Raw genomic sequence first — 23,958 nt, 5'->3', positions numbered from 1 at the left:
GGGTTCGAGCGTGACCGACCCCGCCGCCCCGTCCGCGCCGCTGGCGCGTCGGCTCGGCCTCCGCGGTGCGGTCGCGATCGGCCTCGCCGCGATGATCGGCGCGGGCGTGTTCGCGGTGTGGGCGCCGGCGGCGCGGGCCGCTGGCGGATGGCTGCTGCTCGGGCTCGTGGTCGCCGCGGCCGTCGCCGTCGCGAACGCGGGATCGACCGCGCAGCTCGCCGTGCGCCACCCGGAGGCGGGCGGCGCCTACCGGTACGGCCGCGAGCGGCTGGGCGCGTGGCCGGGCTTCCTCGCGGGCTGGGCGTTCGTCATCGGCAAGACGGCCAGCTGCGCCGCGATGGCGCTCACCGCGGCGGCCTACCTCGTGCCGTCGGAGTGGCAGCGGCCGGTGGCGGTCGCCGCGGTCGCGGCGCTCGTCGGCGTCAACGTCCTCGGCGTGACGCGGACCGCGCGCGTCGCCTCGGTGATCGTGGCGGCGGTGCTCGCCGTGCTCGTCGTGGTCGTCGCCGCCGGGGCCGCTGCGATCGCGGGGGCCGGCTGGGGCGTCGGCACGGCGGGCGCCGGGGCCGCCCTCGACGCCGCGGATGCCGCATCCGCTCCACCCGGCGCGTACGGCGTGCTGCAGGCCGCGGCCCTGCTGTTCTTCGCGTTCGCGGGGTACGCCCGCATCGCCACGCTCGGCGAGGAGGTCCGCGAGCCCCGCCGCACGATCCCGCGGGCGATCGGCATCGCGTTCGCCGTCGTCGTCGTGGTCTACGCGCTGGTCGGCACGGCCGCGCTGGGAGCGCTCGGCCCGGACGGGCTCGCGGCATCCGTCGCCCCGCTCGTCGACGTCGTGGCGGTCGCCGGATGGCCCTGGGCCGAGCCCCTGGTCCGCGTCGCCGCCGGCGTAGCGGCGCTCGGGTCGCTCCTCGCGCTCGTGGCCGGCATCGGGCGGACCGGCCTCGCCATGGCGCGCGACGGCGAGCTGCCGCGTGCGCTCCGCGCCGTGCACCCCCGCTTCGGCGTGCCGCACGTGGCCGAGCTCGCCGTGGGCCTCGCGGTCATCGTGCTCGTGCTCGTCGCCGACCTGCGGGGCGCGATCGGCTTCTCGTCGTTCGGCGTGCTCGTCTACTACCTCGTCGCGAACGCCTCGGCGCTCACCCAGCCCGCCGCGGAGCGGCTCGTGCCGCGCGCGCTCTCCTGGCTCGGCGCCGTCGGGTGCGTCGTGCTCGTGGCCACGCTCCCGCCGCCCTCGATCGTCGCCGGCGCCGCGGTGCTCGCGATCGGGGTCGCCGTCCGCGGCATCCGCCTCGCCCTCGCAGCCCGGACCACGCGGCGCGGGCGGCAATAGGCTGGCGGCATGAGCGCCGATCCGTCCGCCCGCATCCTCACCATCGCCGACGTGCCCGCGCCCGAGCTCGACCCGACCGCGTTCGTCGCGCTCGGGGCCGTGGTCGTCGGGCAGGTGCGCCTCGCGGCGCAGTCGAGCGTCTGGTACAACGCCGTGCTCCGCGCCGAGGCCGAGCCGATCACGCTCGGCGAGCGCTCGAACCTGCAGGACGGCGTCGTCTGCCACGTCGACCGCGGCTACCCGGTGACGGTCGGGGCCGGCGTCTCGGTCGGCCACCGGGCGGTGCTGCACGGGTGCACGGTCGAGGACGACTGCCTGATCGGCATGGGCGCGACCATCCTGAACGGCGCCGTCATCGGCAGCGGCTCGCTCGTCGCGGCCGGCGCCGTGGTGCTCGAGGGCACGGTCGTGCCGCCCGGGTCACTGGTCGCGGGCGTCCCCGGCAAGGTCCGGCGCGAGCTCACGGCCGACGAGCGGGACGGCATCCGCCGCAACGCCGACGCCTACCTCGAGCACGTCCTCCTGCACACGGCTCCGGTCGACTGACGCGGCGGGGCGACCCCCCAGCCACCGCTCGAACCTCCGGCGCGCCCGGCGTGCGCGGCGCACGACCGCCCGCGCGGGAACCCCGACACCCCACGCGAGCGTGCCGGCGAGGCTGCGGTCGTGCGCGCCCAGCATCCGGCGCCGTTCGAAGGCGCCGCGCAGCGCGCCTCCCGCGAGGTCGTGGCGTCGGTCGAGCGCCGGGAGCGGGACGATCTCGCGGGCCTCGACCAGCGCCGACAGGCGCGCCTGCCAGTCGTCGGCCGCGCGACCGTGGAAGTAGTTGTCGGCGAGCCAGCCCGGGTCGGCGCCCCGGAACCGCCCCTCGACGAGGTCGGCCATCGAGCCGAACAGGCCGGACCCCTCGAACACGGTGTTGATCATCGCGGGCGAGACGCCGAAGTCGTCGAGCAGGAGCGTCGGGATGCCGAGCGCGACCGACTCGAGCGCCGCGGTCGAACTCACGGTCACGAGCGCACCCGCCCTCGCGAGGTGCTCCGCCATCGGGCCGTCCTCGACCACGAGGTTCGGCGGCAGGTCGACGCGCGCTCCGAGCTCGGTGACGAGCTGCGCGTAGTCGTGGGCCTCCTCGTGCGTCTGCGCCTCGCCAGGGCGAGCACGGACCTTGACGACGACCCGCTGCGCGGGCCGTCGGCGGGCGAGCTCGACCAGGGCTCCGACGACCGCGAGCCGGGCGTCGCGGTCGATCGGGACCTTCGCCTGCGCGGCGAAGACGAGGTCGCCGGTGGCGGGGTCGGCCGGCACGGTGACGCCCTCGCCCGCGAGGAACGGCAGCGTCGCGAGTCCGAACGTCCGGTCCACGACGAGCTCGGCCGCGTTGGCACGGAACTCGCGGACCTCCCGCCGGCTGTGCAGCACGATCAGGTCGGTCTGCTCCCGGTAGATCACGGCCTTCGGGACGGCCGGGATGGTCAGGCCCGGGAAGCCGCTCGCGAGGGCGGGGCGGTCGGGGCGGCGGAGCAGCCGCGGCGCGACGACGCGCACGAACGGCCCGCGCAGCGCGAGCAGCACGGCGTGCGGGGCGAACGCGTCCAGCACGTCGCCGAGCCCGCCCCGGCCGTCGAGCGGCACCACGTCGACGTCGTGCGGTGCGAAGGCGGTGGCGTCCAGGGCGTGCTCGAGCTGGCGCGCGCTCGGCTGCACCGGCGAGGCGACCACGACCAGGCGCGACGTCCACTCGCCGGGAAGGGTCGACGCGAGGGCCGCCCCCCACTTCACGTAGGAGTCGGAGTCGCCGACGACGAGCAGCCGTCGGGTCGTGGCATCCGTCACGCGAGCACCCGGCGCAGCTTCGCCTTGGGGGCCTCCTCGCCCGGGTAGACCCGCTTCACCCCGTCGCCGAGGGCCTCGCCGATGATCCGGATGTCGCGGACGAGGTGATCGAGGCCCTGCGGCTCGAGCGACGCCGAGTGGTCGGAGCCCCACATCGTCCGGTCGAGCGTGATGTGGCGCTCGACCGCGACCGCGCCGAGTGAGACCGCGGCGAGCGAGATCTGCAGTCCGCGCTCGTGACCGGAGTAGCCGATCGGCACGCCGGGGAAGCGGCGCTTCAGGGCCGGGATCATGAGGAGGTTCGCCTCCTCCGGCGGCATCGGGTAGCTCGAGGTCGCGTGCATGATGACCAGGTGCTCGGTGCCGAGCACGGTGACGGCGCGGTCGATCTCGTCCATCGTCGACATGCCCGTGGAGAGGATGACCGGCTTGCCGGTCGCGCGGACCGCCTCGAGGAGCTCGAGGTCGGTCACCGACGCCGACGCGATCTTGTGCGCGACGACGCCGTACGACTCGAGGTCGGCCACGGCGGGCACGTCCCACGGCGAGGCGAACCAGTCGAGGCCGTGGAGCGACGCGTGATCGGCGATCGCCGCGTACTCGTCACGGCCGAACTCGACGCGGTGCCGGTACTCGAGGTAGGTCATGGTGCCCCACGGCGTCTCGCGGGGCGTCAGCTTCATGTGCTCGGGCGTGGAGAGGTCCGGCGTGCGCTTCTGGAACTTCACCGCCTGCGCGCCGGCACGGGCGGCCACCTCGATCAGCTGCTTGGCGATCTCGACGTCGCCGTTGTGGTTCAGGCCGATCTCGGCGATGACGTAGACGGGGTCGAACTCGCCGATGGCGGCGTGGCCGATGCGCACGGACATCCGGTGCTCGCTTTCGTGGTGGGTCAGGTCGTCGCGGACGACGCGGCGATGGCCTCGCGCTGCTCGCGCGAGGGATGTGCGGGGTCGAGTTCGCGCGATTCGCGCGGCGGGGCGGGCTCGCCGTCCCATCCGTCGGCGTCGCTGCGCACCGCGCCGTGGCGTTCGGACGCCTCGGACGCGGCGGCGACGGCGTCGCGCGCGGCGAGCACGAGGTCGGCGAGCTCGCGCACGGCACCGTGCCCGCCGTGGCGTTCGAGCACGTGGCGGGCGCGTTCGAGGGCGTCGGGCGCGGCATCCGGCACCGCCAGCGGCCAGCCCACGGCGTCGAGCGCCGGGATGTCGCCGCGGTCGTTGCCGAGGTACGCGACGCGTTCGAGGCGGAGGCCGCGGGCGGCGGCCCATTCGCGCAGCGCCGCCCCCTTGTCGGCGACGCCCTGGATGCAGTCCACGCCGAGCTTCTCGGCCCGCCGGGAGACGACCGGATTCGCCTCGGCGCTCAGGATGAGGACGGGGACGCCGGCGTCGCGGAGCCGGGCGATGCCCGCCCCGTCGGCCCGGCTGACCCGGACCGACTCGCGGCCGAGCTCGTCGACGGCCGCGGTGTCGTCGGTGTGGACCCCGTCGAAGTCGGTGACGACGGCGTCGACGTCGAGGAACGGATGGCGCGGGTCGGCCACCCACGCCGTGCCGGCGCGGCGGGCGAGGCTCGCGGCGACCGCCCCGGCCAGTCGGCGGTCCACGCGCGGAGCGAGGGCGCGGGCCCGCGCGAGGTCGGCGGCGTCGTCGATCTCGACGGCCGTGTCCGGGTGCACGCGCTGGATGCCGATGCGCCCGAAGAACCGGTGCCCGGCGAGCCGGAACCCGGCCGTGCGGAACACGTAGAACGCACCGGTCTCGAGGAACTCCGGCTCGCGATCCTGTCGGCGGGGCCGGTGCGCCGGATCGTGGTTGACGCCGACCGCGCTCGCCCCGTCGGCGTCGTCGGCACGCTCCCGCCACAGGAAGCCGTGCGTGGGCACCGCGGCGAACACCACGTCGCGGTCGCCCCCCTCGACCCGCAGGACGGCGCCGTCGAGGTCGGCCGGGTCGATGAACGGCGACGTGGCCTGGATGAAGACGGTGATCGGCGCGTCCGCCGCCCCGTCCGCGGAGTCGCCCGACGAGTCGGTCCCGGAGGCCAGCGCGTCGAGGGCGTGCAGCAGCGCCGACTCGCTCGAGGCGGTCGCGTCGGCGATCTCGGGCGGACGGTCGACGACCTCCGCGCCGGCGCCGCGCGCGACCTCGGCGATCTCCGCGTCGTCGGTGGTGACGACGACGCGCCCGATGCGTTCCGCCGCGAGCGCCGCGTGCACGGCCCGGGCGACGAGCGGCACTCCCCCGATGCGCGCCACGTTCTTGCCCGGCAGGCCCTGCGACCCGCCGCGGGCCGGGATGATCGCGGTCGCGAGCGCGGCGCCGGCTCCCCGACCGCCGCCGACCGCGCCACGGTCGCCCGGTTCGCGCGCGGCGGGTTCCCCGTTCGCGCCGGCGCCGTCCTGGGCGGATCCCGTGGCCGCGTCGGCGGCGGTGGCCTCGGTGAGGTCGCTGCGGCTCATGCCGCGAAGCTATGCGCGCGACGCGACGACCGGGTGCACGCCGGGTGAACGGGCGTCGACGCTCAGGCGGCCGGTGGATGCCGCACCCCGGCGGGTCAGCGCCCGTGCAGCTTGACCTCGGCGGCCTTCACGACGTTGGCGAGCAGCATGGCGCGGGTCATCGGGCCCACACCGCCGGGATTCGGCGAGAGGTGGCCCGCGACCTCGGCGACGCCGGGGTCGACGTCGCCGGTGAGCCGGCCCCTGCCGGTCTCCTCGTCGGCGACGCGGGTGATGCCGACGTCGAGCACGGCGGCGCCCGGCTTGATCCAGTCGGGCTTGACCATGTGCGGCACGCCGACGGCGGCCACGACGATGTCGGCGCGGCGCACCTCCTCGGCCAGGTCGACGGTGCGCGAGTGCGTGAGCGTCACGGTCGCGTCGAGCCCCTTGCGGGTGAAGAGCAGGCCGAGCGGGCGGCCGACCGTGAGTCCGCGGCCGATCACGGCGACGTGGCGTCCGCGGATCGGGACGTCGTAGCGCTGGAGCATCTCGACGATGCCGGCGGGGGTGCAGGGCAGCGGCGAGCGCAGCTCGCCCTCGATGCCGAGCACGAGGCGGCCGAGGTTCGTCGGGTGCAGTCCGTCGGCGTCCTTGTCGGGGTCGATGAGCTCGAGCATCGCGTTCTCGTCGTGCCCGGCGGGCAGCGGCAGCTGCACGATGTAGCCGGTCACCTCGCGGGCCGAGTTGAGGTCGCGGATCGCGGCGCGCACGTCGGCGGTCGTGGCGGAGGAGGGCAGGTCGACGCGGATCGACTCGATGCCGACCTCGGCGCAGTCGCGGTGCTTGCCGGCGACGTACGAGCGCGAAGCCGGGTCGTCGCCGACGAGCAGGGTGCCGAGGCCCGGCACGATGCCGTTCGAGCGCAGGTCGTCGATGCGCGAGGTCAGCTCGGACTTCACGGCCGCCGCGGTCGCGACGCCGTCGAGGGTGATGGCGGTCATTCGGGTACCTCTTCCGAGCGGATGGCGGTGCAGGGTGGCGTCCGGCCCGGGGCGCGCCCCGGGCCGGACGGATCGGGCTACTGCTGCAGGCCCGGGTAGAGCGGGAACGCGTCGGTCAGGGCCTCGACGCGCGCGCCGAGCGCCGCGACATCCGGGTCCGACTGGAGCGCGAGCGCGATGACGTCGGCGACCTCGGTGAACTCGGCGTCGCCGAAGCCGCGGGTGGCCAGCGCCGGCGTGCCGATGCGCAGGCCCGAGGTGACCATCGGCGGGCGGGGGTCGAACGGCACTGCGTTGCGGTTCACGGTGATGCCGACCTCGTGCAGGCGGTCCTCGGCCTGCTGGCCGTCGAGCTCGGAGGTGCGCAGGTCGGCGAGCACGAGGTGCACGTCGGTGCCGCCGGTGAGCACGTCGACGCCCGCGGCGCGGGAGTCCTCGGCGACCAGGCGCTCGGCGAGGATCCGGGCGCCGCGCACCGTCCGCTCCTGGCGGTCCTTGAACTCCGCCGAGGCCGCGATCTTGAACGCGGTGGCCTTGGCCGCGATCACGTGCATGAGCGGGCCGCCCTGCTGGCCGGGGAACACGTTCGAGTTGAGCTTCTTCGCCAGCTCCATGTCGCGCGAGAGGATGAAGCCCGAGCGGGGGCCGCCGATCGTCTTGTGCACGGTCGAGGAGACCACGTCGGCGTGCGGCACCGGGTTCGGGTGCAGGCCCGCGGCCACGAGGCCGGCGAAGTGCGCCATGTCGACCCAGAGCTTCGCACCGACCTCGTCGGCGATCTCGCGGAACGCGGCGAAGTCGAGCTGGCGGGGGTAGGCCGACCAGCCGGCGATGATGACCTGCGGCTTGTGCTCGTGCGCCTTCTCGCGCACGACGTCCATGTCGACCTCGAAGGTCTCGGGATCGACGCCGTAGGCGACGGCGTTGTAGAGCTTGCCCGAGAAGTTCAGCTTCATGCCGTGGGTCAGGTGACCGCCGTGCGCGAGCTCGAGGCCGAGGATCGTGTCGCCCGGCGTGGCGATGGCGGAGAGCACGGCGGCGTTCGCCGTGGCGCCCGAGTGCGGCTGGACGTTCGCGTACTCGGCGCCGAAGAGGCTCTTCGCGCGCTGGATCGCGAGGTTCTCGGCGACGTCGACGAACTCGCACCCGCCGTAGTAGCGACGGCCGGGGTAGCCCTCGGCGTACTTGTTGGTGAGTACCGAGCCCTGCGACTGCAGCACCGAGACGGGCACGAAGTTCTCGCTCGCGATCATCTCGAGCGTGGTGCGCTGGCGGTTCAGCTCCTGCTCGAGGACCTCGGCGATCTCGGGGTCCACCTCGGCGAGGGGCTGGTTGAAGACGGACGCGGCGCCCGCGACGGCGTCGGCGGGGGCGTCGGTGGTGAGGGACTCGGCCAAGACTGGCTCCTTCGAAGATGACATGCGGACCTGCGGAATACGCCTCGCGCGACTCGCGCCACGAGGCCTCGCGTACCGGCCCAGGCGTGCGGTCGGTCCGTGCCAGTCGCTCCCCGATGGTCACCCATCTCAACGCCAGTCGCGACGCGGCCCAGCATACCAACGGATGCCGGGGGCCACGCCCACGTGTCGGCACGCGTCCGGCGGGCGGGCCGCACGCCGTCCGCCGGGACGCCCACGGCGATATCGTGGCCCGATGAGCAGCGCGCCGACCACCGTCATCCACTCCGCCCGGCTCGTCTCCGGCGGCGACACGGTGCAGGACGCGTGGGTCGCGTTCGACGGCGACCGCATCGCGGCGCGCGGCCTGGGCGACACCTGGCGCGACGCACCGGAGCTGCGGTCCCGGCCGGCCGCGCAGGTGACGGATGCCGCCGGCCGCTGGCTCACTCCCGGATTCGTCGACATCCACTGCCACGGCGGCGGCGGAGCGGCCTTCGACGACGGCGAGGCGGCGATCGCTCAGGCGCTCGAGGTGCATCGCGCGCACGGCACCACGCGGACGGTGTGCTCGCTCGTGACGGCGCCGGTCGAGGTGCTCGCCGACCGCCTGGCGGCGATCGCCCGCGTCGCGGCGTCCGACCAGCGCGTGCTCGGCGCCCACCTGGAGGGCCCGTTCCTCGACCACGACTTCCGCGGCGCGCACGACCCGGTCATGCTGCGCCAGGCGGACGCGATCGCGGTCGACCGGCTGCTCGACGCCGCCGGCGGCACGCTGCGGCAGGTCACGATCGCCCCCGAGCACGACGGCGCCGATGACGCGATCACGAGGTTCGTCGAGGCCGGCGTCGCCGTCGCGGTCGGCCACACGGGCGCGGACTTCGACACGGCGCTGCGGGCCTTCGACGCGGGCGCATCGATCCTCACGCATGCGTTCAACGGCATGCGCGGCATCCACCACCGGGCCCCGGGCCCGGTCGTCGCCGCGATGCGCGCCGACCACGTGACCCTCGAGGTCATCGACGACGGGGTGCACGTGCATCCGGACGTGGTGCGGCTCGCCTTCGACGGCGCACACGGGCGGGTCGCGCTGGTGACGGACGCGATGGCGGCCGCCGGCGCCGCCGACGGCGACTACGTGCTCGGATCCCTCGCGGTCACGGTGCGCGACGGCGTCGCGCGGCTAACCGAGTCGGGCGCGATCGCCGGATCGACGCTCACGCAGGACGAGGCGCTGCGCCGCGCGGTCGTCGACGCGGGGGTGCCGCTGCACGAGGTCGTCGACGCGCTGACCGTGACCCCGGCGTCGGCGATCGGGCGCGCGGGCGACCTCGGCCGGCTCGACGTGGGATTCGCGGCCGACGCGGTGCTGCTCGACGCCGACCTCGCCGTCGACGCGGTCTGGGGCGCGGGCGAGCGGATCGCCTGACCCGCCGCCGAGTCCGGACCGACGGCGCCCGTCGCGGAGCTGTCGCGACCCGGTCACGGGAGGGGCGGAGGCCCGTCGCCCTCGCCTCCGCACCCGTCCCGGTCGCCGGTCCGCGCCGCCCCCGACGCGGTCCGGGCGCCACCCCCGACCGCCGTCGCCCGGACGGGTGCGCCATCCGGCCCGGGTGGCGCACGCGGTCTCGGCCCGCGCGACGACGGTCGGAGCGACCGGCCGGCCCCTTTCCCGATGCGGTCGCTCACCTGAGAGACGCACGCGCCGCGGAATCATGACGCGAGGCGGCGTGATCCGGGCCGATCCGGCGATCGTGAGCGGATCGTGCCACGGACGACCGACGCGATCTGGTGGAATGATCGCGACGCGCGCGACCGGCCGGCACCCACCGGCACCCGACGGCACCCGCGCCGGATCGGCGCGCCCGCGCGCCCGGACGAGAGGAGGGCCCGTGTCCCCAGCACGCCACGGCCGCGCGGACGCGGAACTCATCGACGCGACCCGGGCCGGCGACCGCGACGCGTACGGGCAACTGTGGCGCCGCCACGAGGCGTCCGCCCGGACCGTCGCCCGCTCGTACACGACGCTCGACGCCGACGACCTGGTCGCCGAGGCCTTCGCGCGCATCTTCGAGGCCATCGGCGCGGGCGACGGGCCGACCTCGGCGTTCCGCCCCTACCTGTTCACGACGATCCGGAACACCGCGACGAGTTGGGCGCGCGCCGCGCGCGAGCAGGCGCTCGACACGCTCGACGAGGTCGCCGACCCCGCCACGGCCGACGCCGCGGCGCTCGAGGAGTTCGACCGCTCCACGACGGCGAAGGCGTTCCGGGCGCTGCCCGCGCGCTGGCAGGAGGTGCTCTGGTACGCCGAGGTCGAGCGGATGTCGCCCGCGCGCATCGCGCCACTGCTCGGCATGACCGCGAACGCGACCGCCGCGCTCGCCTACCGGGCCCGCGAGGGCCTGCGCCAGGAGTGGATCCGAGCCCACCTCGCCGATGCGCACCTCGAACCCGAGTGCGGGTGGAGCGTCGACCGGCTCGGGCCGTACCTGCGCGGACGGCTCCGCGCACGCGACACGGCGAGGCTCGAGGCGCACCTCGACGGCTGCGCGCGGTGCACGGTCGTCGCCGCGGAGGCCCGGGAGGTCGGATCGCGCCTCATGGTCGTGATGCTCCCGCTGGCCGCGGGCACGGCCGCAGCGACCGCCTACGGCGCCTGGCTCGCGACGACGACGACCGTCACGGCATCGGCCGCGGCTGGAGCCGCGGCGACGATGGGATCCGGGGCGTCCGGCGCTGGGGCGCTCGGCGGGACGGCGGGCGCCGGCGCGACGACGTCGGCCGTCGCGTCGTCCGCGGGCGGGGCGGCGGGCGGCTCGCTCGCGGTCGGCGCCGGCGTCGGCGGCGCGGCGCTCGTCGCGGCGACCACCGCGGCGCTGCTCGTGCTGCCGCTGCTGTCGACCGATTCCGAGCTCGTCGAGCCCCCGGCCGCCGCGGCGGAGTCGCGCACGGCGCTGGGGCCGCCGGTCCACGTCGTGGACGTCGTCGCCACGGAGGAGGCGACGGTGGAGCCGATCGTCGACCCGGCGCCCCCGGCGCCGCAGCCGGCACCGCCCGCGCCGGAACCGGCCGCACCGGAGCCGGTGGTGCCGGCTCCCGCGCCGCTCGCCGCGGAGGCACTCCCGAAGCCCGCACCGGAGCCCGCACCCGAGCCGGAGCCCGCACCCGAGCCGGAGCCGGCCGCGCCCGGACTCGTCGCCGACGCCCACGGGTCCGCCCTCACGCTGACCGTCACGGGCGAGCCCGGATCCGTCGTCGAGCTGCTCGCCGACGGCGTGCCGTTCGCGACCGTCACGATCGACGCCACGGGCACGACCCGGCTCGAGCTGCTCGCGCCGGCCAACCACAAGTGGACGGCGAGCGCGCGCTACGCCTGAGCCGGCGGTGCTACGCGCCGGCCGCGACGGCCGCGCGGGCGCGCGCGGCACGCGCCGACGCGACCACGACGACCATGGCGACCACGAGCAGGGCCGCGTAGGCGACGGGCACCGAGCCCACGCCGAATGCGCCATAGAGGAGCGACCCGACGAGCGCGCCGCCGCCGATCCCCACGTTGAAGGCCGTGGTGTAGAAGGCGCTCGCGGCGTCGCGACGCTCCGGCGGCGCGGCCTGGAGCAGGCGCGTCTGCAGCAGCGGCGGGATCGCGCCGAAGGCGAAGCCCCACGCGGTGTAGGCGATGATCCCCGCCCAGAGGCCCGGCTCCGCGGCGATCGCGACGAGCGCCACGGCGAGCAGCGTCATCGCGACGACCAGCGCCCGCGCGCTGTCCCTGGCGATCGCGCTGCCCGCCACCATGAGGCCCGCCGCGCCGGCGAGGCCCGAGGCGAACAGCAGGGGCGCGACCGCGGCGGGCGAGACGCCGACCACGTCGGTGAGCAGCGGTGCGACGTAGGTGAGCGCGGCGTACTGCCCGATCATGACGATCGCGGTGACGACGCAGACCGCGAGCACGGCGCGCATCGACGTGCGGCCCACCGCCGGAACGGCACCGGTCGCGACGACCGAGCCGGTGGCGGTGGAGACCGCGCGCGTCGCGCCGTCCGCCGGCAGCACGAGTCGCACGAGGACCGCGCCCGCGAGCGTCAGCAGCGCGACGACGCCGAACGCCCAGCGCCATCCGAGGGCCTGACCGAGCGCGGTCGCGAGCGGAACGCCCGCGATGAGCGCGATCGTGCCGCCGCCGAGGACGACGGACACCGCGCGGCCGAGGTGCGCCTCGCCGACGAGGCGGGCCGGGTAGGCGCCGACGAGCGCCCAGAACAGGCCGTGCGCGACGCCGCCCGCGACGCGCACGGAGACGAGCATCCAGTACTCCGGCACGAGCGCCGACGCGGCGGTCGTGAGGCCGAGCACGACGAGCACGACGGTCATCAGGGTGCGCCGCGGCACGCGGCGCAGCAGCGCCGTCAGCGGCGCCGAGGACACGACCACCGCGAACGCGAAGACCGAGACGAGCAGTCCCACGAGCGGGGCGCCCACGCCCAGCTCGGCGCTCATCTCGGGCAGGAGGCCCGTCGGGAGCATCTCGATGGTGATGGACAGGAAGACGGCCGAGGCGAGGGCGACGAGCGCCCGCCAGGGCATGGTGGTCGCGCCGGGGCGCGACGATTCGGTGATCGGCATGAGAGTTCATCCGACGGCGTTCCCCGCTCGCGGCCTGGCCTGCGGCGGGTCGACTACGCGCTCACGTGCGCGCCCGGGGCCGGCGGAGTCCGTCGACCGCGAGCCAGTGTACCCGGCTCCGCCTGAGCGGATGCCGGACGGTACGCTGTGCGGATGACCACGGAGTCCGAGCCGCACAGCCCGCACCTGTACCACTGGGTGATCACGCTGAGCTGCACCGACGGACCGGGGATCGTGCACGCGGTCAGCGGGGCGATCGTCTCCGCGCGCGGCAACATCACCGAGAGCCAGCAGTTCGCCAGCCACGACACCGGGCGCTTCTTCATGCGCGTGCAGGTCGAGTCGCCGGCGGACCGTGCCGAGCTCGAGGCCGCGCTCGCGCCGGTCGCCGAGCGCTGGGGCATGGAGCTGCACGTCGACGAGGTGGGCCGCCCGCTGCGCACCCTGGTGCTCGCCTCCACGGCGGGCCACTGCGTGAACGACCTCCTGTTCCGCCAGCACGCGGGCCAGCTGCCGATCGAGATCCCGCTCGTCCGCTCGAACCACGGCACGCTCCGCGACCTCGTCGACTTCTACGGCGTGCCGTTCGAGTCGGCCCCGGTCACCTCGCCGGAGACGAAGGCCGAGTTCGAGCGGCGGATCCTCGAGGCGGTCGAGGAGCACGACATCGAGCTCGTGGTGCTCGCGCGGTACATGCAGATCCTCTCGCCCGAGCTGTGCGACGCGCTCGCCGGCCGGTGCATCAACATCCACCACTCGTTCCTGCCGGGCTTCAAGGGTGCGAACCCCTACCGGCAGGCCCACGCCCGCGGCGTCAAGCTCATCGGTGCGACCGCGCACTTCGTCACGAGCGACCTCGACGAGGGGCCGATCATCGAGCAGAACGTCGTGCGAGTCGATCACACCCGGTCGGTCGCCGAACTCGTGGCGATCGGACAGGACGAGGAGAGCCGGACCCTCTCGCAGGCCGTGAAGTGGTTCGCGGAGCGGCGCGTGCTGCTCGACGGGCAGCGCACCGTCATCTTCCGCTGAGGACGGTGCCGGCGCGTCGCGATCGAGCCGCCCCGCCGCGGGTCAGGCGCGGAGCTCGCGACGACCGTTGATGATGCCGCTGACGGCGGCGACGACCGCGAAGACGACCGCGATCACCGGCTGCCCCATGATCCACCAGGCGATGGCCGCGGTCGAGAAGACGGCGATCTCGACGAGGGCCTTCACGAACGGGTCGACGTGGAACACCGCCTTCGGCGAGCGGAACAGCCCCCACAGCAGGATGGCGAGCAGCGGGAGCCCGATGCCGAGGAGCACGCCCGGCCACGGGAGCTCGAACGCGGTGAACCCGAAGATCGCGAGCGTGACGATCGCGAAGATCTCGAGGAGGAAGCGCAGCAGGTCGTTGGCGCCGACCGTCGGGGTCGGCTCGGGCGTGGCGTCGTTCACGAGGTTCAAGCCTAACCGCGCCCGCCGCGCGGTCGCGCCGCGGCATCCGTCGTGGGATGCCGCGGCGCGAGGCGGGTGCGGCGAGCTGCGCTCGCCCGGGTGTCAGCCGACGGCGGTCGTGTCGCGCTCCGGCGCGGCGGGCGAGCCCGCGTGCGTCCGCTCCGCGTCGGCCTCGCCCTCGGCCGCGAGCTCCTCGTCGGCGTGGGCGGCCTCCTCGTCGGACTCGGCGCCGCCCGCGGTGCGGAAGTGGCCGACGAGCGAGAGCAGGATGCCGGCGAGCGCCCAGCCCGCGAGGACGAGCCACGGGAATGCCATGGGCGCGTCCGGGAAGTAGGACAGGTCGCGCAGGAGCGTCGCGGCCGCCCCGGGCGGGAACCACTGGCCGATCGCGCCCCACGGCGCGACCAGGAACTCCATTGGCACCGTGGCAGCCGAGATCGGGTTCGCCACGAGGATGAACAGCACGGCGCCGACGCCGATGCCCGCGCGACCCATGATCGCGACGAGCCCCGTGATGGGCGCGGCGATCGCCGCCACGGCGAGCGCGATGGCGCCGGCATTGACCCAGTAGTCGCCCTGCAGCGCGCCGAACCAGCCCTGGAGGATGCCGGCGAGGACGAGCCCCGCGGCGACGGCGTAGGCGACCACGGCGGCGACCCTGCGCATGGCGCCGATCACAGCCAGCGAGATCGCGATGCCGCCGAGCATGCCACCGAGCACGAGCGGGAACATCGCCACCGCGAGGCCGGTGCCCCGCGGGTCGGTGTCGGCGAGCGGGACGACGTCGGTCACCGTCACCGTGACCTGCGGGAGCTCGGGCGCCGACGGTGCGGCCGGGGCCTCGCCGCCGCCCGCCTGTCCGGTCGCCTGGGCGACCGCGGCCGTCACGGCCGCCTCGATCACCTGCTGGAGCTGCTCGGGCAGGGCGGCCCGCACCTGCTCGTCGATGCCCGCCTGCAGCTGCTGGGCGAAGCCGGTGAGCTGCTGCGCCACGGCGGAATTCGCCGCGGTGGCGATCAGCACCTCGGGCGCCTGGCTGGGCGAGTCGCCGAGCACGACGGCCCCGTAGACCTCGCGCTGCTCGATCGCGGCGACGGCGGCGTCGCGGTCGTCGTAGCGCTCGAGCGCGATGGCTCCGTCGGCCTCGTCGGCGATGCGCTCCTCGACCTGACTCACCGCGTCGTCGGCGCCGACCACGCCCACCGGCAGGTCCTTCGGATCGGCGGTGACGGACGGCCAGGCGAAGGCGAGCAGGATGACGCCGACGACGAGCGAGAGCACGGCGCCGATGCCGACGGCGCGAGCCATCGGCGTCCGTTGCGTGGTGTGGGAGGACATGGGCGGCTCCTTCATAAAAAACGAATGCTCGTTCTTTATAATGGACCTGCGACGTAGGATCGTCAAGCGACGGGAGGATGCCGATGCCCAAGGTGAGCGAGCAGTACCGCGCGGCGCGGCGCGAGGAGATCCTCGACGTGGCGCTCAAGTGCTTCGCCGAACGCGGCTACGCCAAGACGTCGATCGCCGACCTCGTCGAGGCCTCGGGACTCTCCGCGGGTGCGATCTACGGCAACTTCCCCGACGGCAAGAAGGAGCTCTTCGCGGCGGCGGCCGCCCGCGTGCTCGAATCGCGCCGGATCGAACTCGACCGGCGCCGCCGCGGCGAGGGTCCGCTCGCTCCCGGCGAGGTCGTCGCGACGCTGCTCGCGGGCATCCGGACCGAGCCGTTCAGCGACCTCCTCCCCCAGCTCTGGGCCGAGGCGATCGTCGACCGGGAGATCCGCGAACTCGTGCAGGGGGTGTTCCTGCGGCTGCGGGCCGCGATCAGCTCGCAGCTCGCCGACTGGGCGCGGACCCGACCCGATCGCGTCGACGGAGACCCGGACGCCTGGGCCGAGCGCGTGACGCCCGTGATCCTCTCGGCGGCGCCCGGCTTCGTCCTCCAGCGCGCCCTGCTCGACGACTTCGACGAGGCGAGCTACCTCGCCGCGCTCGGCGAGGCGCTCGCCCACTGACCGGCGCCCGGGAGGCGCGCGCTCAGATCCCCTGCCACTCCGGCTTGTTCGCCCACGCGTACCGGTAGTAGTCGGCGTGCGCGAGCCGCGCGGCCGCGGCCTCGTCGGCGATCACCGTCGCGTGCGGGTGCAGCTGGATCGCCGAGCCGGGCTGGCTCGCCGAGACCGGGCCCTCGACGGCCGCGGCGAGCGCCTCGGCCTTGGCCTCCCCGAAGGCGAGCAGCACGAGGTGCCGTGCCTCGAGGATGGTCCCGATGCCCTGCGTGATGCAGTGCATCGGGACGTCGTCGATCGAGTCGAAGAAGCGCGCGTTGTCGATGCGGGTGGGCTCGGTGAGCGTCTTCACCCGCGTTCGCGAGGCGAGCGACGAGCCGGGCTCGTTGAAGCCGATGTGCCCGGTGCGCCCGATGCCGAGGATCTGCAGGTCGACGCCGCCGGCGTCGAGGATGGCCGCGTCGTAGTCCTCGGCGGCCGTGCGGATGCCGGCGGGATCGCCGTTCGGCACGCGCACGAGCTCGGGTGTCAGCCCGAGCGGCTCGACGACCTCGCGCGTGATGACCTGGCGGTAGCCCTCGGGATGTCCCGCGGGCAGGCCCACGTACTCGTCGAGCGCGAAGCCGCGCACGCCCGAGACGTCGAGGGCCTCGTCGGCGATGCGTCGTGCGAGCGCGCGGTAGGTCGAGAGCGGGGTCGACCCGGTCGCGAGTCCGAGCACGGCGTCGGGACGGGAGCCGACGAGCTCCGTGATCGCCGACGCGGCGAGCTCGCCCGCCTCCTGCTCGTCGCGGACGATCACGATCTCTGCCATGCCGGCGCCTCCTGGTCCTCTCCGATGAGCGCGGCGCCGACGGCAGCCGCGGGGAAACCGCGCGGGATGACCTGCACGCGTCTGGGCAGGTCGAGCGAGGCGAGGAACGCGGACTCCTGCGCCCACGCGGCGAGCACGCCGCGGGTGCCGGCGAGCAGGCGTTCGCCGAGGGCCGCCAGCCCGCCGCCGATGACGATGTCGTCGACGTCGGTGGTAAGCGCGAGGAGCCGGACGGCCGCGGCCACGCCGGTGAGGAACCGCTCGCGGACGGCGACCGCCGCGGGCTCCCCCGCGTCGGCCCGGTCGAAGAGGTCGACCGCGGGGTGCCGGTGGCCGGTCGGCCAGAGCGTGGCCAGGGCGGAGCCCGACGCGAGCGTCTCGAGGCAGCCGCGCTGCCCGCAGGCGCATCGCTCGCCGGCGGGGTCGACGGGGATGTGCCCGATCTCGCCGGCGACGCCGCGTCCGCCGCGGAGCAGGTGCCCGTCGAGCACGATCCCGGCGGCGAGCCCGGTGCCGAGGTTGAGGTAGGCCATCGAGTGCGCCCGGAACCCGTCGGCGACGCCGAGGAGGTGGTGGGCGCCGAGCGCCGCGGCCTTCACGTCGTTCTCGATGCGCACCTCGACGCCGAGCCGGTCGGAGAGCCGTGGGCCGAGGTCGAGTCCCTCGAGGCCCAGGTTCACGGCGTGGGTCACCCGCCCGCTCGTGCCGTCGACCGATCCGGGGATGCCGATGCCGATCGACTGGAACTCGGCGGCGTCGACGCCGGCGAGTTCGGACATCCGCTCGACTGTCCGCAGTGCGGTCGCGACGACCGCCTCGGCGCCGAACCCGGTCGGCATGCGCACCTGGTCGCTGAGCTCGCCGTCCTCGCCGATCGCGACGGCGGCGGTCTTCGTGCCGCCGATGTCGATCCCGAGCCTCACGAGACCTCCGACGGTTCCGTCAGGCCCTCGGCGACGAGGTCGGCGAACGTCGCCGCGACGCCACGGGACGCGCCGAAGGTCGCGAGGTCCGCGTACGCCCGGTCCTCGCTCGGCCAGCCCATGTCGACCGTCACGACGTCGTCGCGCGTGGCCCGGAGCCGATCGATCGCCTCGACGGCGAACGCGTGGCGATGCAGGTCCTTGCCGATGACGAGCACCGGCCCGGCGAGCGTGGCGGGGTCGGGCAGCGGCGCGGAGGCGTCGAGCACGACCTCGGCGGCATCCGCCAGCCAGTCCGGCGCCGGCCGGTCGGCATCGGGCACGGCGGTGAGCGCGAACGGCCCCCAGGGCACGGCACCGACCGCGATGTTCGCGACGGTCTCGACCCGGACGACGGTCCCGACCGCGCGACTCGACCCGAGGCGCGCGCGGGCGGCGGGTCCGACGTCGAAGGCGGCGCGCACCCGCGCGTCGAGGTCCGCGGGCAGCCGGGCCGGGGACTCCGCCCGGGCAGCGGCGTCCCTCGACGCCCCGTGGGCGACGGCGAGCCCGCGCACGCGCGCGGCCGCCTCGGCCACGCGTTCGGCGGGGAGCCGGCCCGCGGCGACCGCGTCGAGGATCGCCTGCGCGATCTCCTCCATCTGCGCCCCGGAGTTGTCGGTGCCGATGCAGAGGAGGTCGCAGCCGGCGGCGAGCGCGAGCACGGCAGCCTCAGGGATGCCGCGCCCGCCGCTCGCCCCGGCCATGTCGAGCGCATCGGAGACGATGACGCCCTCGAACCCCAGCTCGCCGCGGAGCAGGCCGTGCAGGATGCGGCGAGACAGGGTGGCGGGATGCTCCGCGTCGAGCTGCGGGAGCAGGATGTGGCTCGTCATGATCGAGCGCGTCCCCGCCGCGATCGCGGCGCGGAACGGCTCGAGCTCGCGCTCGTGCAGCTGCTCGAGCGGCAGGTCGACGACCGGCAGCGCGAGGTGCGAGTCGGTGGCGGTGTCGCCGTGGCCGGGGAAGTGCTTCGCGCTCGCGTCGACGCCGGCCGACTGCACCCCCTGCACCCACGCCGCGGTGTGCCGAGCGACCGGGCCGGGCTCGGCGCCGAAGCTGCGGACGCCGATCACCGGGTTCTGCGCGTTCGAGTTGATGTCGGCGTCGGGTCCGAAGGTCATCGTGCAGCCGGTGGCCGCGATCGCCTCGCCGACGGCGCGGCCGACCGCGCGGGTGAGCTCGACGTCGTCGATGCGGCCGAGCACCGCGTTGCCGGGGTAGGGCGCGCCGCGGTCGGCGAAGAGCCGCGTGACGTCACCGCCCTCCTCGTCGATCGCGACGACCGCGTGCGGGTTCGCCGCGCGCAGCGCGGCCGTGAGGCCGGCGAGCTGCTCGGACGAGTGCACGTTCGTGGCGAACACGCACACGCCGCCGAGTCCCTCTCGCAGCAGCCGCAGCAGCCACTCGGGCGCCTCCGGGCCTGCGAAGCCGGGCAGCAGGGTCGTCAGGACGTCGCGGCGCAGCTCCGGCGTCACGCGGTCCGCGGTCGCCCCGCTCATCCCTTGACCGCCCCGCTCACGAGGCCGCTGGTCATCCGGCCCTGCACGATGAGGAAGAAGATCACGACCGGGATCGCCATGAGCGTGGAACCCGCCATGATCGCGGCCCAGTTCGTGGTGCCGTTGGCGACGAGGAACGTGCGCAGCCACACGGGAAGCGTCATCATCTCGGGCCGGGCGTTCAGCACCAGCGCGATGACGAACTCGTTCCAGGCCTGGATGAAGCCGAACACGCCCGTGGCGACCAGGCCCGGCGCGAGCAGCGGGAAGGTGACCCGCCAGAACGCCCCGGCGCGCGAGCAGCCGTCGATCATCGCCGCCTCCTCGAGGTCGGCGGGGACGCCGTTGACGAATCCCCTCAGGGTCCAGATCGTGAACGGCAGCACGGTCGCCACGTACACGATCGTGAGGCCGATCAGCGTGTTCAGCAACTGCCATCCGTCGATGACCCGGAAGATCGACACGATCATCGCCTCGCCGGGGATCATCTGGATCACGAGGATCATCACGATGAACCCGCGACGGCTCCGGAACCGGAACCGGGTGACGGCGACGGCCGCGAGGAACGCGAACACGAGTGCGACGAGCACGGTCGTGAGGGTCACGATGAGCGAGTTCACCGCGGCCGGCGCGAAGGGCGTGCGGCCCGGGTCGAAGAGCACCGTCGCGTAGTTGCGGAGCGTGAAGTTGTCGGGCCAGAAGTGGATCTCGGAGCCGCGGATCTCGTTGTTGGGCTGCAGCGAGGTGTTCACCATCCAGTAGACGGGGAAGGAGAACAGCGCGAAGAGGGCGACCGAGAGCGCGCTCCAGAGCGCGGTCGAGAGGCGCTTTCGGCCGCGGGACCGGCGCGCGGGGGCGGTCTTCGGGGCCGGGGCGCCCGCGGTACGGGGCGCGATGGCGGTGGCGGCGCTCACAGCTCCTCCTCCTTGATGACCTGGCGGACGTAGTAGAGCGAGACGGTCATCAGGATGATGGCCGTGATGACGGCGATCGCACCACCGGTGCCGAAGTCCCCGCCCGCGATCGAGACCTGGTAGATGTACACGCCGAGCGTGTTGGTGAGGGCGCGGATGCCCCCGATGTCCTGCAGCGCGAAGATCTGGGTGAACACCTTCAGGTCCCAGATGATCTGCAGGATCGTGGTGATGAGGAAGATCGGCTTCAGGTAGGGGAACACGATCAGCCGGAACCGCGAGAAGCCGCCCGCGCCGTCGAGCTGGGCCGCCTCGAGCACCTCGTCGGGCACCTGCGTGAGGCCGGCGTACAGGGTGAATCCGACGAACGGGATCGCCCCCCAGACGATGATGACGCCCGCGACGAAGAAGAAGCTCAGCGGGTCGATCAGCCACGAGTGCTGGCTGAACTGCTCGAGCCCGAACGCGTTGACGAGCACCGAGTTCACGACGCCGTAGTCGGTGTCGAACATCCACCCCCACACGACGGTCGCCGAGAGCGGCGGCATCGCCCAGGCGAGCAGCATGCCCACCGAGAGCAGGAGCCGGAAGCCCTTGGGCAGGCGCTGCAGGAGGAGGGCGACGAGGGTGCCGAGCACCATCGTGGTGACCACGCACGCGGCGGCGAAGACGAGGCTGCGGCCGAGCACTTCGTAGAAGGTGGCGTCGGTGAGGACGTCGACGTAGTTCTGGAACCACACCCACTCGGGCGGGGCGCCGAAGACCTGTGCGCGGCCGAACTCCTGCATCGAGGTGATCAGCAGCTGGATCAGGGGCCAGCCCACGATCGCGGCGAGCACGATCGAGGCGGGGATCAGCAGGGCGTAGGGGGTGAGGCCGCCGGTGCGCCGGCTGGGACGGCGCCGACGGGGTCGGTCGGGGTTCGGCGCGACGATGCGCTCGTCCTCGACCGAGCTCACGGCCGGTGAGAGGCCGGTGTCGGTGGTGGTCATGTGGGGCTCCTGCGTCTGACGGCGGGTGACGGATGCCGCGGGCCGGGCCCGCTCATGGTGCCGGGCCGGCAGCGTGTGTGGGGCGCTGCCGGCCCGGGGCCCTGGTGAGGATCGGTGCGGCCGCACATGACGAGTGTGCAGCGCGGCCGCACCGCGAGGAAGGACTAGCCGTTGAGGATGTCCTCGATCTGCTGGTCCGCCTCGGCGGCGAGCGACGCGACGTCGCCGCCCTGCGCGATGTTGACGAAGAGGTCCTGCAGGATGCCCGCGGCCTCGACGTCCGCCCACTTCGGAGACGCCGGGGTGAGCTTGGCGTTGCCGGCGGCCGAGGAGATCGCCTGCGCGACCTCGTCGGTGCCGAGGGTGTCGGCGAGCGAGAGCTTCGCCGGGACGAGGCCGTTCTCGCCGTACACGGTCTGGAACTCGTCCGAGAGGATGATCTTCAGGGCGTCGAGGGCGAGCTCGGGGTGGGCCGACTTCGCCGAGACGGCGATGTTCGAGCCGCCGGCGAAGACCTGCGCGGCGCCGCCGTCCTTGCCCGGCAGCGCGTAGACGCCGAGGTTCTCCTCCTGGTCGGGGCAGCCGGGGGTCTCGGCGTCCTCGGGGGCGAGGATCGACCACTTGACCCAGCTCGGGGCCGACAGCTGCAGCGTGGTGCCGTCGCAGAAGCCGACCTGCGGGTTCGTCTCGTTGCCGTCCTTCGGCGCGCGCGACGCCTCGGTCATGACCTGCTGGACCTGCTCGAGGCCGGCGATCGACTCGGGGCTGGAGAGCTGCGCGTCCCAGTTCTCACCGTCCGGCACGGCGACCTCGCCGCCGTTCTCCCAGATGTAGGGCAGGGCGTTGTACCAGTCCTGGCCGGGCCACCAGATGCCCGAGGCGCCGTCGTTGTCGGCGGCGAGCTGGACGCCCTGGTCCACGTACTCGTCGAGCGTGGCGGGCACATCGAGGCCGGACGCGGCGAGCGCGTCCTTCTTGTAGAAGACGAGGCGCGAGCCCGAGTAGAGCGGCGCGGCGTAGAACTTCTCGTCGTACGAGCCGGCCTCGACGAAGCCGGGGAGCAGGTCGTCGCCGCCGAGCTCGTCGTAGTGGTCGGTGAGGTCCATGAACGCGCCGGCCGAGGTGAACGCCGAGGCCTGGGTGTTGCCGACCTCGACGATGTCGGGGCTGTCGGAGCCCGAGAGGCTCGTGGTCAGGCGGTCGACGAGTCCGTCCCAGGACTGCTCCTCGATGACGAGCGTGGAGCCGGGGTGCTCCTCCTCGAAGGTCTCGACGAGCAGCTCGCGGGCCGCGTCGGGGGTGTCGGTGCCGACCAGCCAGACGCGGATCTCCGCGTTCTCGTCGCTGGAGGCAGCGTCGCCTCCGCTGGTCGCGCACCCGGCGAGGGTCAGCGCCGCCGCGGCGCCGAGCGCCACGATGCCGAGGTTCCTCATTGCGTGGTTTCCTTTCGTAGGGGGAAGGTGGGAGCGGGGCGCTGCCACCCGTGGTGCAGGGGGTGGGGCCTAGGAGACCCCGAGTTGGCCGGAGAGGACCATGACGGCCGCCCCGCGCAGGACGATGTCCTGCCCATGCGCGGTCATCCGGAGCCTCAGTTCCCGGTGGTGTTCCGTCATCGTCCGGTTCCGGACCGTCTCGACGGTCGCCTGGAGCAGCGGGCCGTCAAGCAGTTCCGTCGGTCCGCTGAGCACGACCTCGGAGAGGTTCAGCGCACCGACGACGGGGGCGAGCACGATGCCGAGGCGCCGGCCCGCTTCCCGCAGGGTCTCTTCACGAGCGGATGCCGGGGCGCCCGCCTGGTCGAGCCGCTCGAGCTCGGCGGTGAGTCGGGGCACGGCGAGCCAGGCCTCGAGGCATCCGTCCTTGCCGCACGCGCAGTGCGGGCCGCCGTCGGTGCCGACGACGACGTGGCCGATCTCGCCGGCGGCGCTGCCCGCGCCGAGCACCGGCCGGCCGCCGACGATGACGCCGGCGCCGACGCCGTGGCCGACCTTCACGAGCACGAGGTCGCCGGGTGCACCGGCGTGCTCGGCGAGCACGGCGACGTTCGCGTCGTTCGCGACGTGCACCGGCAGGTGGAAGAGCTCGTGCAGGCGGTCCTGCAGCGGCAGGTCGATCCATCCGAGGTTCGGAGCGGAGCGGACGACGCCGTTGGGCTCGACGACGCCCGGCGAGCCGACGCCGATGCCGAGCACCTGGGCGGTCGTGAGCGCGAGCAGGCCGTCGAGGAGTTCGACCACCAGGTCGACGGCGCGTTCGCCGGTCGCACCGTCGAGGGCCACCTCGGCGCGGGCGACGACGGCTCCGTCGAGGTCGAGGACGGCGCCGCGGAAGCGCGTGTGCTCGGAGAGGTCGAGCGCGACGACGTGGTGCCCGCCGCGGTCGACGTCGATGAGCGTGGCGGGCTTGCCGGGCCGCGCGTCCTCGCGCTGGCCGAGCTCGCGGACCAGGCCCTCGCCGATCAGCTCGGCGACGAGGTCGGAGACGGTGACCCGGGTGAGGCCGGTCTGGCGCGCGACGTCGGCGCGGCTCTGGGGGCCGAGGGTGTAGAGCGTCTGGAGGACGAGCGAGCGGTTGTTCCGGCGCGCGTGCTCGGGGAGCACCTTCGCCGACGTGCGCAGGGCTCGTCCCGCGAAGAGCGGGTCGGCGATCGCGGCGGCGGCGAGCGTCTCGCCGTTGCCGGCCGCGC

At 74.4% G+C, this 23,958-nt stretch carries 20 protein-coding genes, 1 pseudogene and 1 riboswitch; of the genes and pseudogenes, 6 read left to right on the top strand and 15 right to left on the bottom strand.

Translation table 11 applies throughout. The features are described 5' to 3' along the window. The first annotated feature begins 10 nt into the window (after window positions 1–10). Window positions 11–1,333 carry an APC family permease gene (locus ABME01_RS02830; RefSeq protein WP_353826832.1) on the top strand — a complete coding sequence of 441 codons (1,323 nt, stop codon included), beginning with the start codon at window positions 11–13 and terminating at the stop codon, window positions 1,331–1,333. Window positions 1,334–1,342: 9 nt separating this feature from the next. Next, complete coding sequence (locus ABME01_RS02825; RefSeq protein ID WP_353826831.1) at window positions 1,343–1,879, top strand: gamma carbonic anhydrase family protein; 537 nt, start codon at window positions 1,343–1,345, stop codon at window positions 1,877–1,879. Window positions 1,880–2,119: 240 nt separating this feature from the next. Here the strand turns inward: ABME01_RS02825 and ABME01_RS02820 are convergent. From ABME01_RS02820 to glyA, 5 genes and pseudogenes are all read right to left on the bottom strand, one after another. Beyond that, window positions 2,120–3,169 (bottom strand): annotated as a pseudogene (locus ABME01_RS02820) (DUF6716 putative glycosyltransferase); the annotation flags it as partial. Further along, window positions 3,166–4,038, bottom strand: coding sequence for an N-acetylneuraminate synthase family protein (locus ABME01_RS02815; RefSeq protein ID WP_353826830.1), 873 nt, complete (start codon window positions 4,036–4,038; stop codon window positions 3,166–3,168). The gene ABME01_RS02815 and the pseudogene ABME01_RS02820, both read right to left, overlap by 4 nt. Window positions 4,039–4,061: 23 nt before the next feature. After that, complete coding sequence (locus ABME01_RS02810; RefSeq protein ID WP_353826829.1) at window positions 4,062–5,633, bottom strand: cytidylyltransferase domain-containing protein; 1,572 nt, start codon at window positions 5,631–5,633, stop codon at window positions 4,062–4,064. Window positions 5,634–5,728: 95 nt separating this feature from the next. Then, window positions 5,729–6,616, bottom strand: coding sequence for a bifunctional methylenetetrahydrofolate dehydrogenase/methenyltetrahydrofolate cyclohydrolase (locus ABME01_RS02805; RefSeq protein ID WP_353826828.1), 888 nt, complete (start codon window positions 6,614–6,616; stop codon window positions 5,729–5,731). A 77-nt stretch (window positions 6,617–6,693) separates the two neighbouring features. Then, window positions 6,694–8,013, bottom strand: coding sequence for a serine hydroxymethyltransferase (glyA, locus tag ABME01_RS02800; protein ID WP_436407386.1), 1,320 nt, complete (start codon window positions 8,011–8,013; stop codon window positions 6,694–6,696). 71 nt (window positions 8,014–8,084) lie between these two features. Continuing rightward, window positions 8,085–8,166: riboswitch (ZMP/ZTP riboswitch) on the bottom strand. A 103-nt stretch (window positions 8,167–8,269) separates the two neighbouring features. Here glyA and nagA point away from each other — a divergent pair. Together nagA and ABME01_RS02790 are read left to right on the top strand one after the other, a co-directional pair. Further along, on the top strand, window positions 8,270–9,442 hold the full coding sequence (nagA, locus tag ABME01_RS02795; protein ID WP_353826827.1) for an N-acetylglucosamine-6-phosphate deacetylase: 1,173 nt from the start codon (window positions 8,270–8,272) through the stop codon (window positions 9,440–9,442). A gap of 463 nt (window positions 9,443–9,905) precedes the next feature. Then, window positions 9,906–11,393: a sigma-70 family RNA polymerase sigma factor gene (locus ABME01_RS02790; RefSeq protein ID WP_353826826.1), complete on the top strand. Its 1,488-nt coding sequence runs from the start codon at window positions 9,906–9,908 to the stop codon at window positions 11,391–11,393. Window positions 11,394–11,403: 10 nt separating this feature from the next. Here ABME01_RS02790 and ABME01_RS02785 read toward each other — a convergent pair whose 3' ends face one another. After that, window positions 11,404–12,639 (bottom strand): MFS transporter, encoded by a 1,236-nt coding sequence (locus tag ABME01_RS02785; RefSeq protein WP_353826824.1) that lies wholly within the window; start codon window positions 12,637–12,639, stop codon window positions 11,404–11,406. Window positions 12,640–12,792: 153 nt separating this feature from the next. Between ABME01_RS02785 and purU the strand changes: the two genes are divergently transcribed. Then, on the top strand, window positions 12,793–13,671 hold the full coding sequence (gene purU, locus ABME01_RS02780) for a formyltetrahydrofolate deformylase (RefSeq protein WP_353826823.1): 879 nt from the start codon (window positions 12,793–12,795) through the stop codon (window positions 13,669–13,671). Window positions 13,672–13,713: 42 nt separating this feature from the next. On the opposite strand, the gene ABME01_RS02775 is transcribed toward purU, so the two are convergent. Both ABME01_RS02775 and ABME01_RS02770 read right to left on the bottom strand, forming a co-directional pair. Further along, entirely contained in the window at window positions 13,714–14,079 is a 366-nt protein-coding gene (locus ABME01_RS02775) for a YrdB family protein (RefSeq protein WP_353826822.1), read from the bottom strand. Between the two features lie 102 nt (window positions 14,080–14,181). Next, on the bottom strand, window positions 14,182–15,417 hold the full coding sequence (locus ABME01_RS02770; protein ID WP_353826821.1) for an ABC transporter permease: 1,236 nt from the start codon (window positions 15,415–15,417) through the stop codon (window positions 14,182–14,184). An 83-nt stretch (window positions 15,418–15,500) separates the two neighbouring features. On the opposite strand from ABME01_RS02770, the gene ABME01_RS02765 reads away from it, so the two are divergent. Next, complete coding sequence (locus ABME01_RS02765) at window positions 15,501–16,094, top strand: TetR/AcrR family transcriptional regulator (RefSeq protein ID WP_353826820.1); 594 nt, start codon at window positions 15,501–15,503, stop codon at window positions 16,092–16,094. A 22-nt stretch (window positions 16,095–16,116) separates the two neighbouring features. On the opposite strand, the gene nagB is transcribed toward ABME01_RS02765, so the two are convergent. The 7 genes from nagB to ABME01_RS02730 all read right to left on the bottom strand — a co-directional run bounded on the left by nagB (window position 16,117) and on the right by ABME01_RS02730 (window position 23,920). Continuing rightward, entirely contained in the window at window positions 16,117–16,902 is a 786-nt protein-coding gene (nagB, locus tag ABME01_RS02760; RefSeq protein ID WP_353826819.1) for a glucosamine-6-phosphate deaminase, read from the bottom strand. Further along, window positions 16,887–17,825 carry an ROK family protein gene (locus ABME01_RS02755; protein WP_353826818.1) on the bottom strand — a complete coding sequence of 313 codons (939 nt, stop codon included), beginning with the start codon at window positions 17,823–17,825 and terminating at the stop codon, window positions 16,887–16,889. The genes nagB and ABME01_RS02755 overlap by 16 nt, the downstream gene beginning before the upstream one ends. Next, complete coding sequence (locus tag ABME01_RS02750) at window positions 17,822–19,366, bottom strand: glycoside hydrolase family 3 protein (RefSeq protein ID WP_353826817.1); 1,545 nt, start codon at window positions 19,364–19,366, stop codon at window positions 17,822–17,824. Before ABME01_RS02750 ends, ABME01_RS02755 begins: the two co-directional genes overlap by 4 nt. Continuing rightward, window positions 19,363–20,280, bottom strand: a complete 918-nt coding sequence (locus ABME01_RS02745; RefSeq protein WP_353826816.1) for a carbohydrate ABC transporter permease — start codon at window positions 20,278–20,280, stop codon at window positions 19,363–19,365. Before ABME01_RS02745 ends, ABME01_RS02750 begins: the two co-directional genes overlap by 4 nt. Further along, a complete protein-coding gene (locus tag ABME01_RS02740; protein ID WP_353826815.1) occupies window positions 20,277–21,272 on the bottom strand; it encodes a carbohydrate ABC transporter permease in 996 nt (331 codons plus the stop codon). The genes ABME01_RS02745 and ABME01_RS02740 overlap by 4 nt, the downstream gene beginning before the upstream one ends. Window positions 21,273–21,436: 164 nt before the next feature. Continuing rightward, a complete protein-coding gene (locus tag ABME01_RS02735) occupies window positions 21,437–22,705 on the bottom strand; it encodes an extracellular solute-binding protein (protein WP_353826814.1) in 1,269 nt (422 codons plus the stop codon). 69 nt (window positions 22,706–22,774) lie between these two features. Further along, on the bottom strand, window positions 22,775–23,920 hold the full coding sequence (locus ABME01_RS02730) for an ROK family transcriptional regulator (protein WP_353826869.1): 1,146 nt from the start codon (window positions 23,918–23,920) through the stop codon (window positions 22,775–22,777). Window positions 23,921–23,958: the final 38 nt, after the last annotated feature.

Origin of the sequence: Agromyces litoreus, assembly GCF_040496015.1 — a bacterium.
Lineage (GTDB): Bacteria > Actinomycetota > Actinomycetes > Actinomycetales > Microbacteriaceae > Agromyces > Agromyces litoreus.
Note: the sequence above shows the minus strand (reverse complement) of the source record. Positions and strands in the feature narration are given on the sequence as shown.

Excerpts from the sequence above, each read along its gene's own strand:
- ABME01_RS02765 (WP_353826820.1), top strand. The coding sequence starts at position 15,501 with ATGCCCAAGGTGAGCGAGCAGTACCGCGCGGCGCGGCGCGAGGAGATC.
- ABME01_RS02750 (WP_353826817.1), bottom strand. The coding sequence starts at position 19,366 with ATGAGCGGGGCGACCGCGGACCGCGTGACGCCGGAGCTGCGCCGCGAC.
- ABME01_RS02805 (WP_353826828.1), bottom strand. The coding sequence starts at position 6,616 with ATGACCGCCATCACCCTCGACGGCGTCGCGACCGCGGCGGCCGTGAAG.
- nagB (WP_353826819.1), bottom strand. The coding sequence starts at position 16,902 with ATGGCAGAGATCGTGATCGTCCGCGACGAGCAGGAGGCGGGCGAGCTC.
- ABME01_RS02810 (WP_353826829.1), bottom strand. The coding sequence starts at position 5,633 with ATGAGCCGCAGCGACCTCACCGAGGCCACCGCCGCCGACGCGGCCACG.
- nagA (WP_353826827.1), top strand. The coding sequence starts at position 8,270 with ATGAGCAGCGCGCCGACCACCGTCATCCACTCCGCCCGGCTCGTCTCC.
- ABME01_RS02815 (WP_353826830.1), bottom strand. The coding sequence starts at position 4,038 with ATGTCCGTGCGCATCGGCCACGCCGCCATCGGCGAGTTCGACCCCGTC.
- ABME01_RS02735 (WP_353826814.1), bottom strand. The coding sequence starts at position 22,705 with ATGAGGAACCTCGGCATCGTGGCGCTCGGCGCCGCGGCGGCGCTGACC.
- ABME01_RS02785 (WP_353826824.1), bottom strand. The coding sequence starts at position 12,639 with ATGCCGATCACCGAATCGTCGCGCCCCGGCGCGACCACCATGCCCTGG.
- purU (WP_353826823.1), top strand. The coding sequence starts at position 12,793 with ATGACCACGGAGTCCGAGCCGCACAGCCCGCACCTGTACCACTGGGTG.
- ABME01_RS02825 (WP_353826831.1), top strand. The coding sequence starts at position 1,343 with ATGAGCGCCGATCCGTCCGCCCGCATCCTCACCATCGCCGACGTGCCC.
- ABME01_RS02740 (WP_353826815.1), bottom strand. The coding sequence starts at position 21,272 with ATGACCACCACCGACACCGGCCTCTCACCGGCCGTGAGCTCGGTCGAG.
- ABME01_RS02770 (WP_353826821.1), bottom strand. The coding sequence starts at position 15,417 with ATGTCCTCCCACACCACGCAACGGACGCCGATGGCTCGCGCCGTCGGC.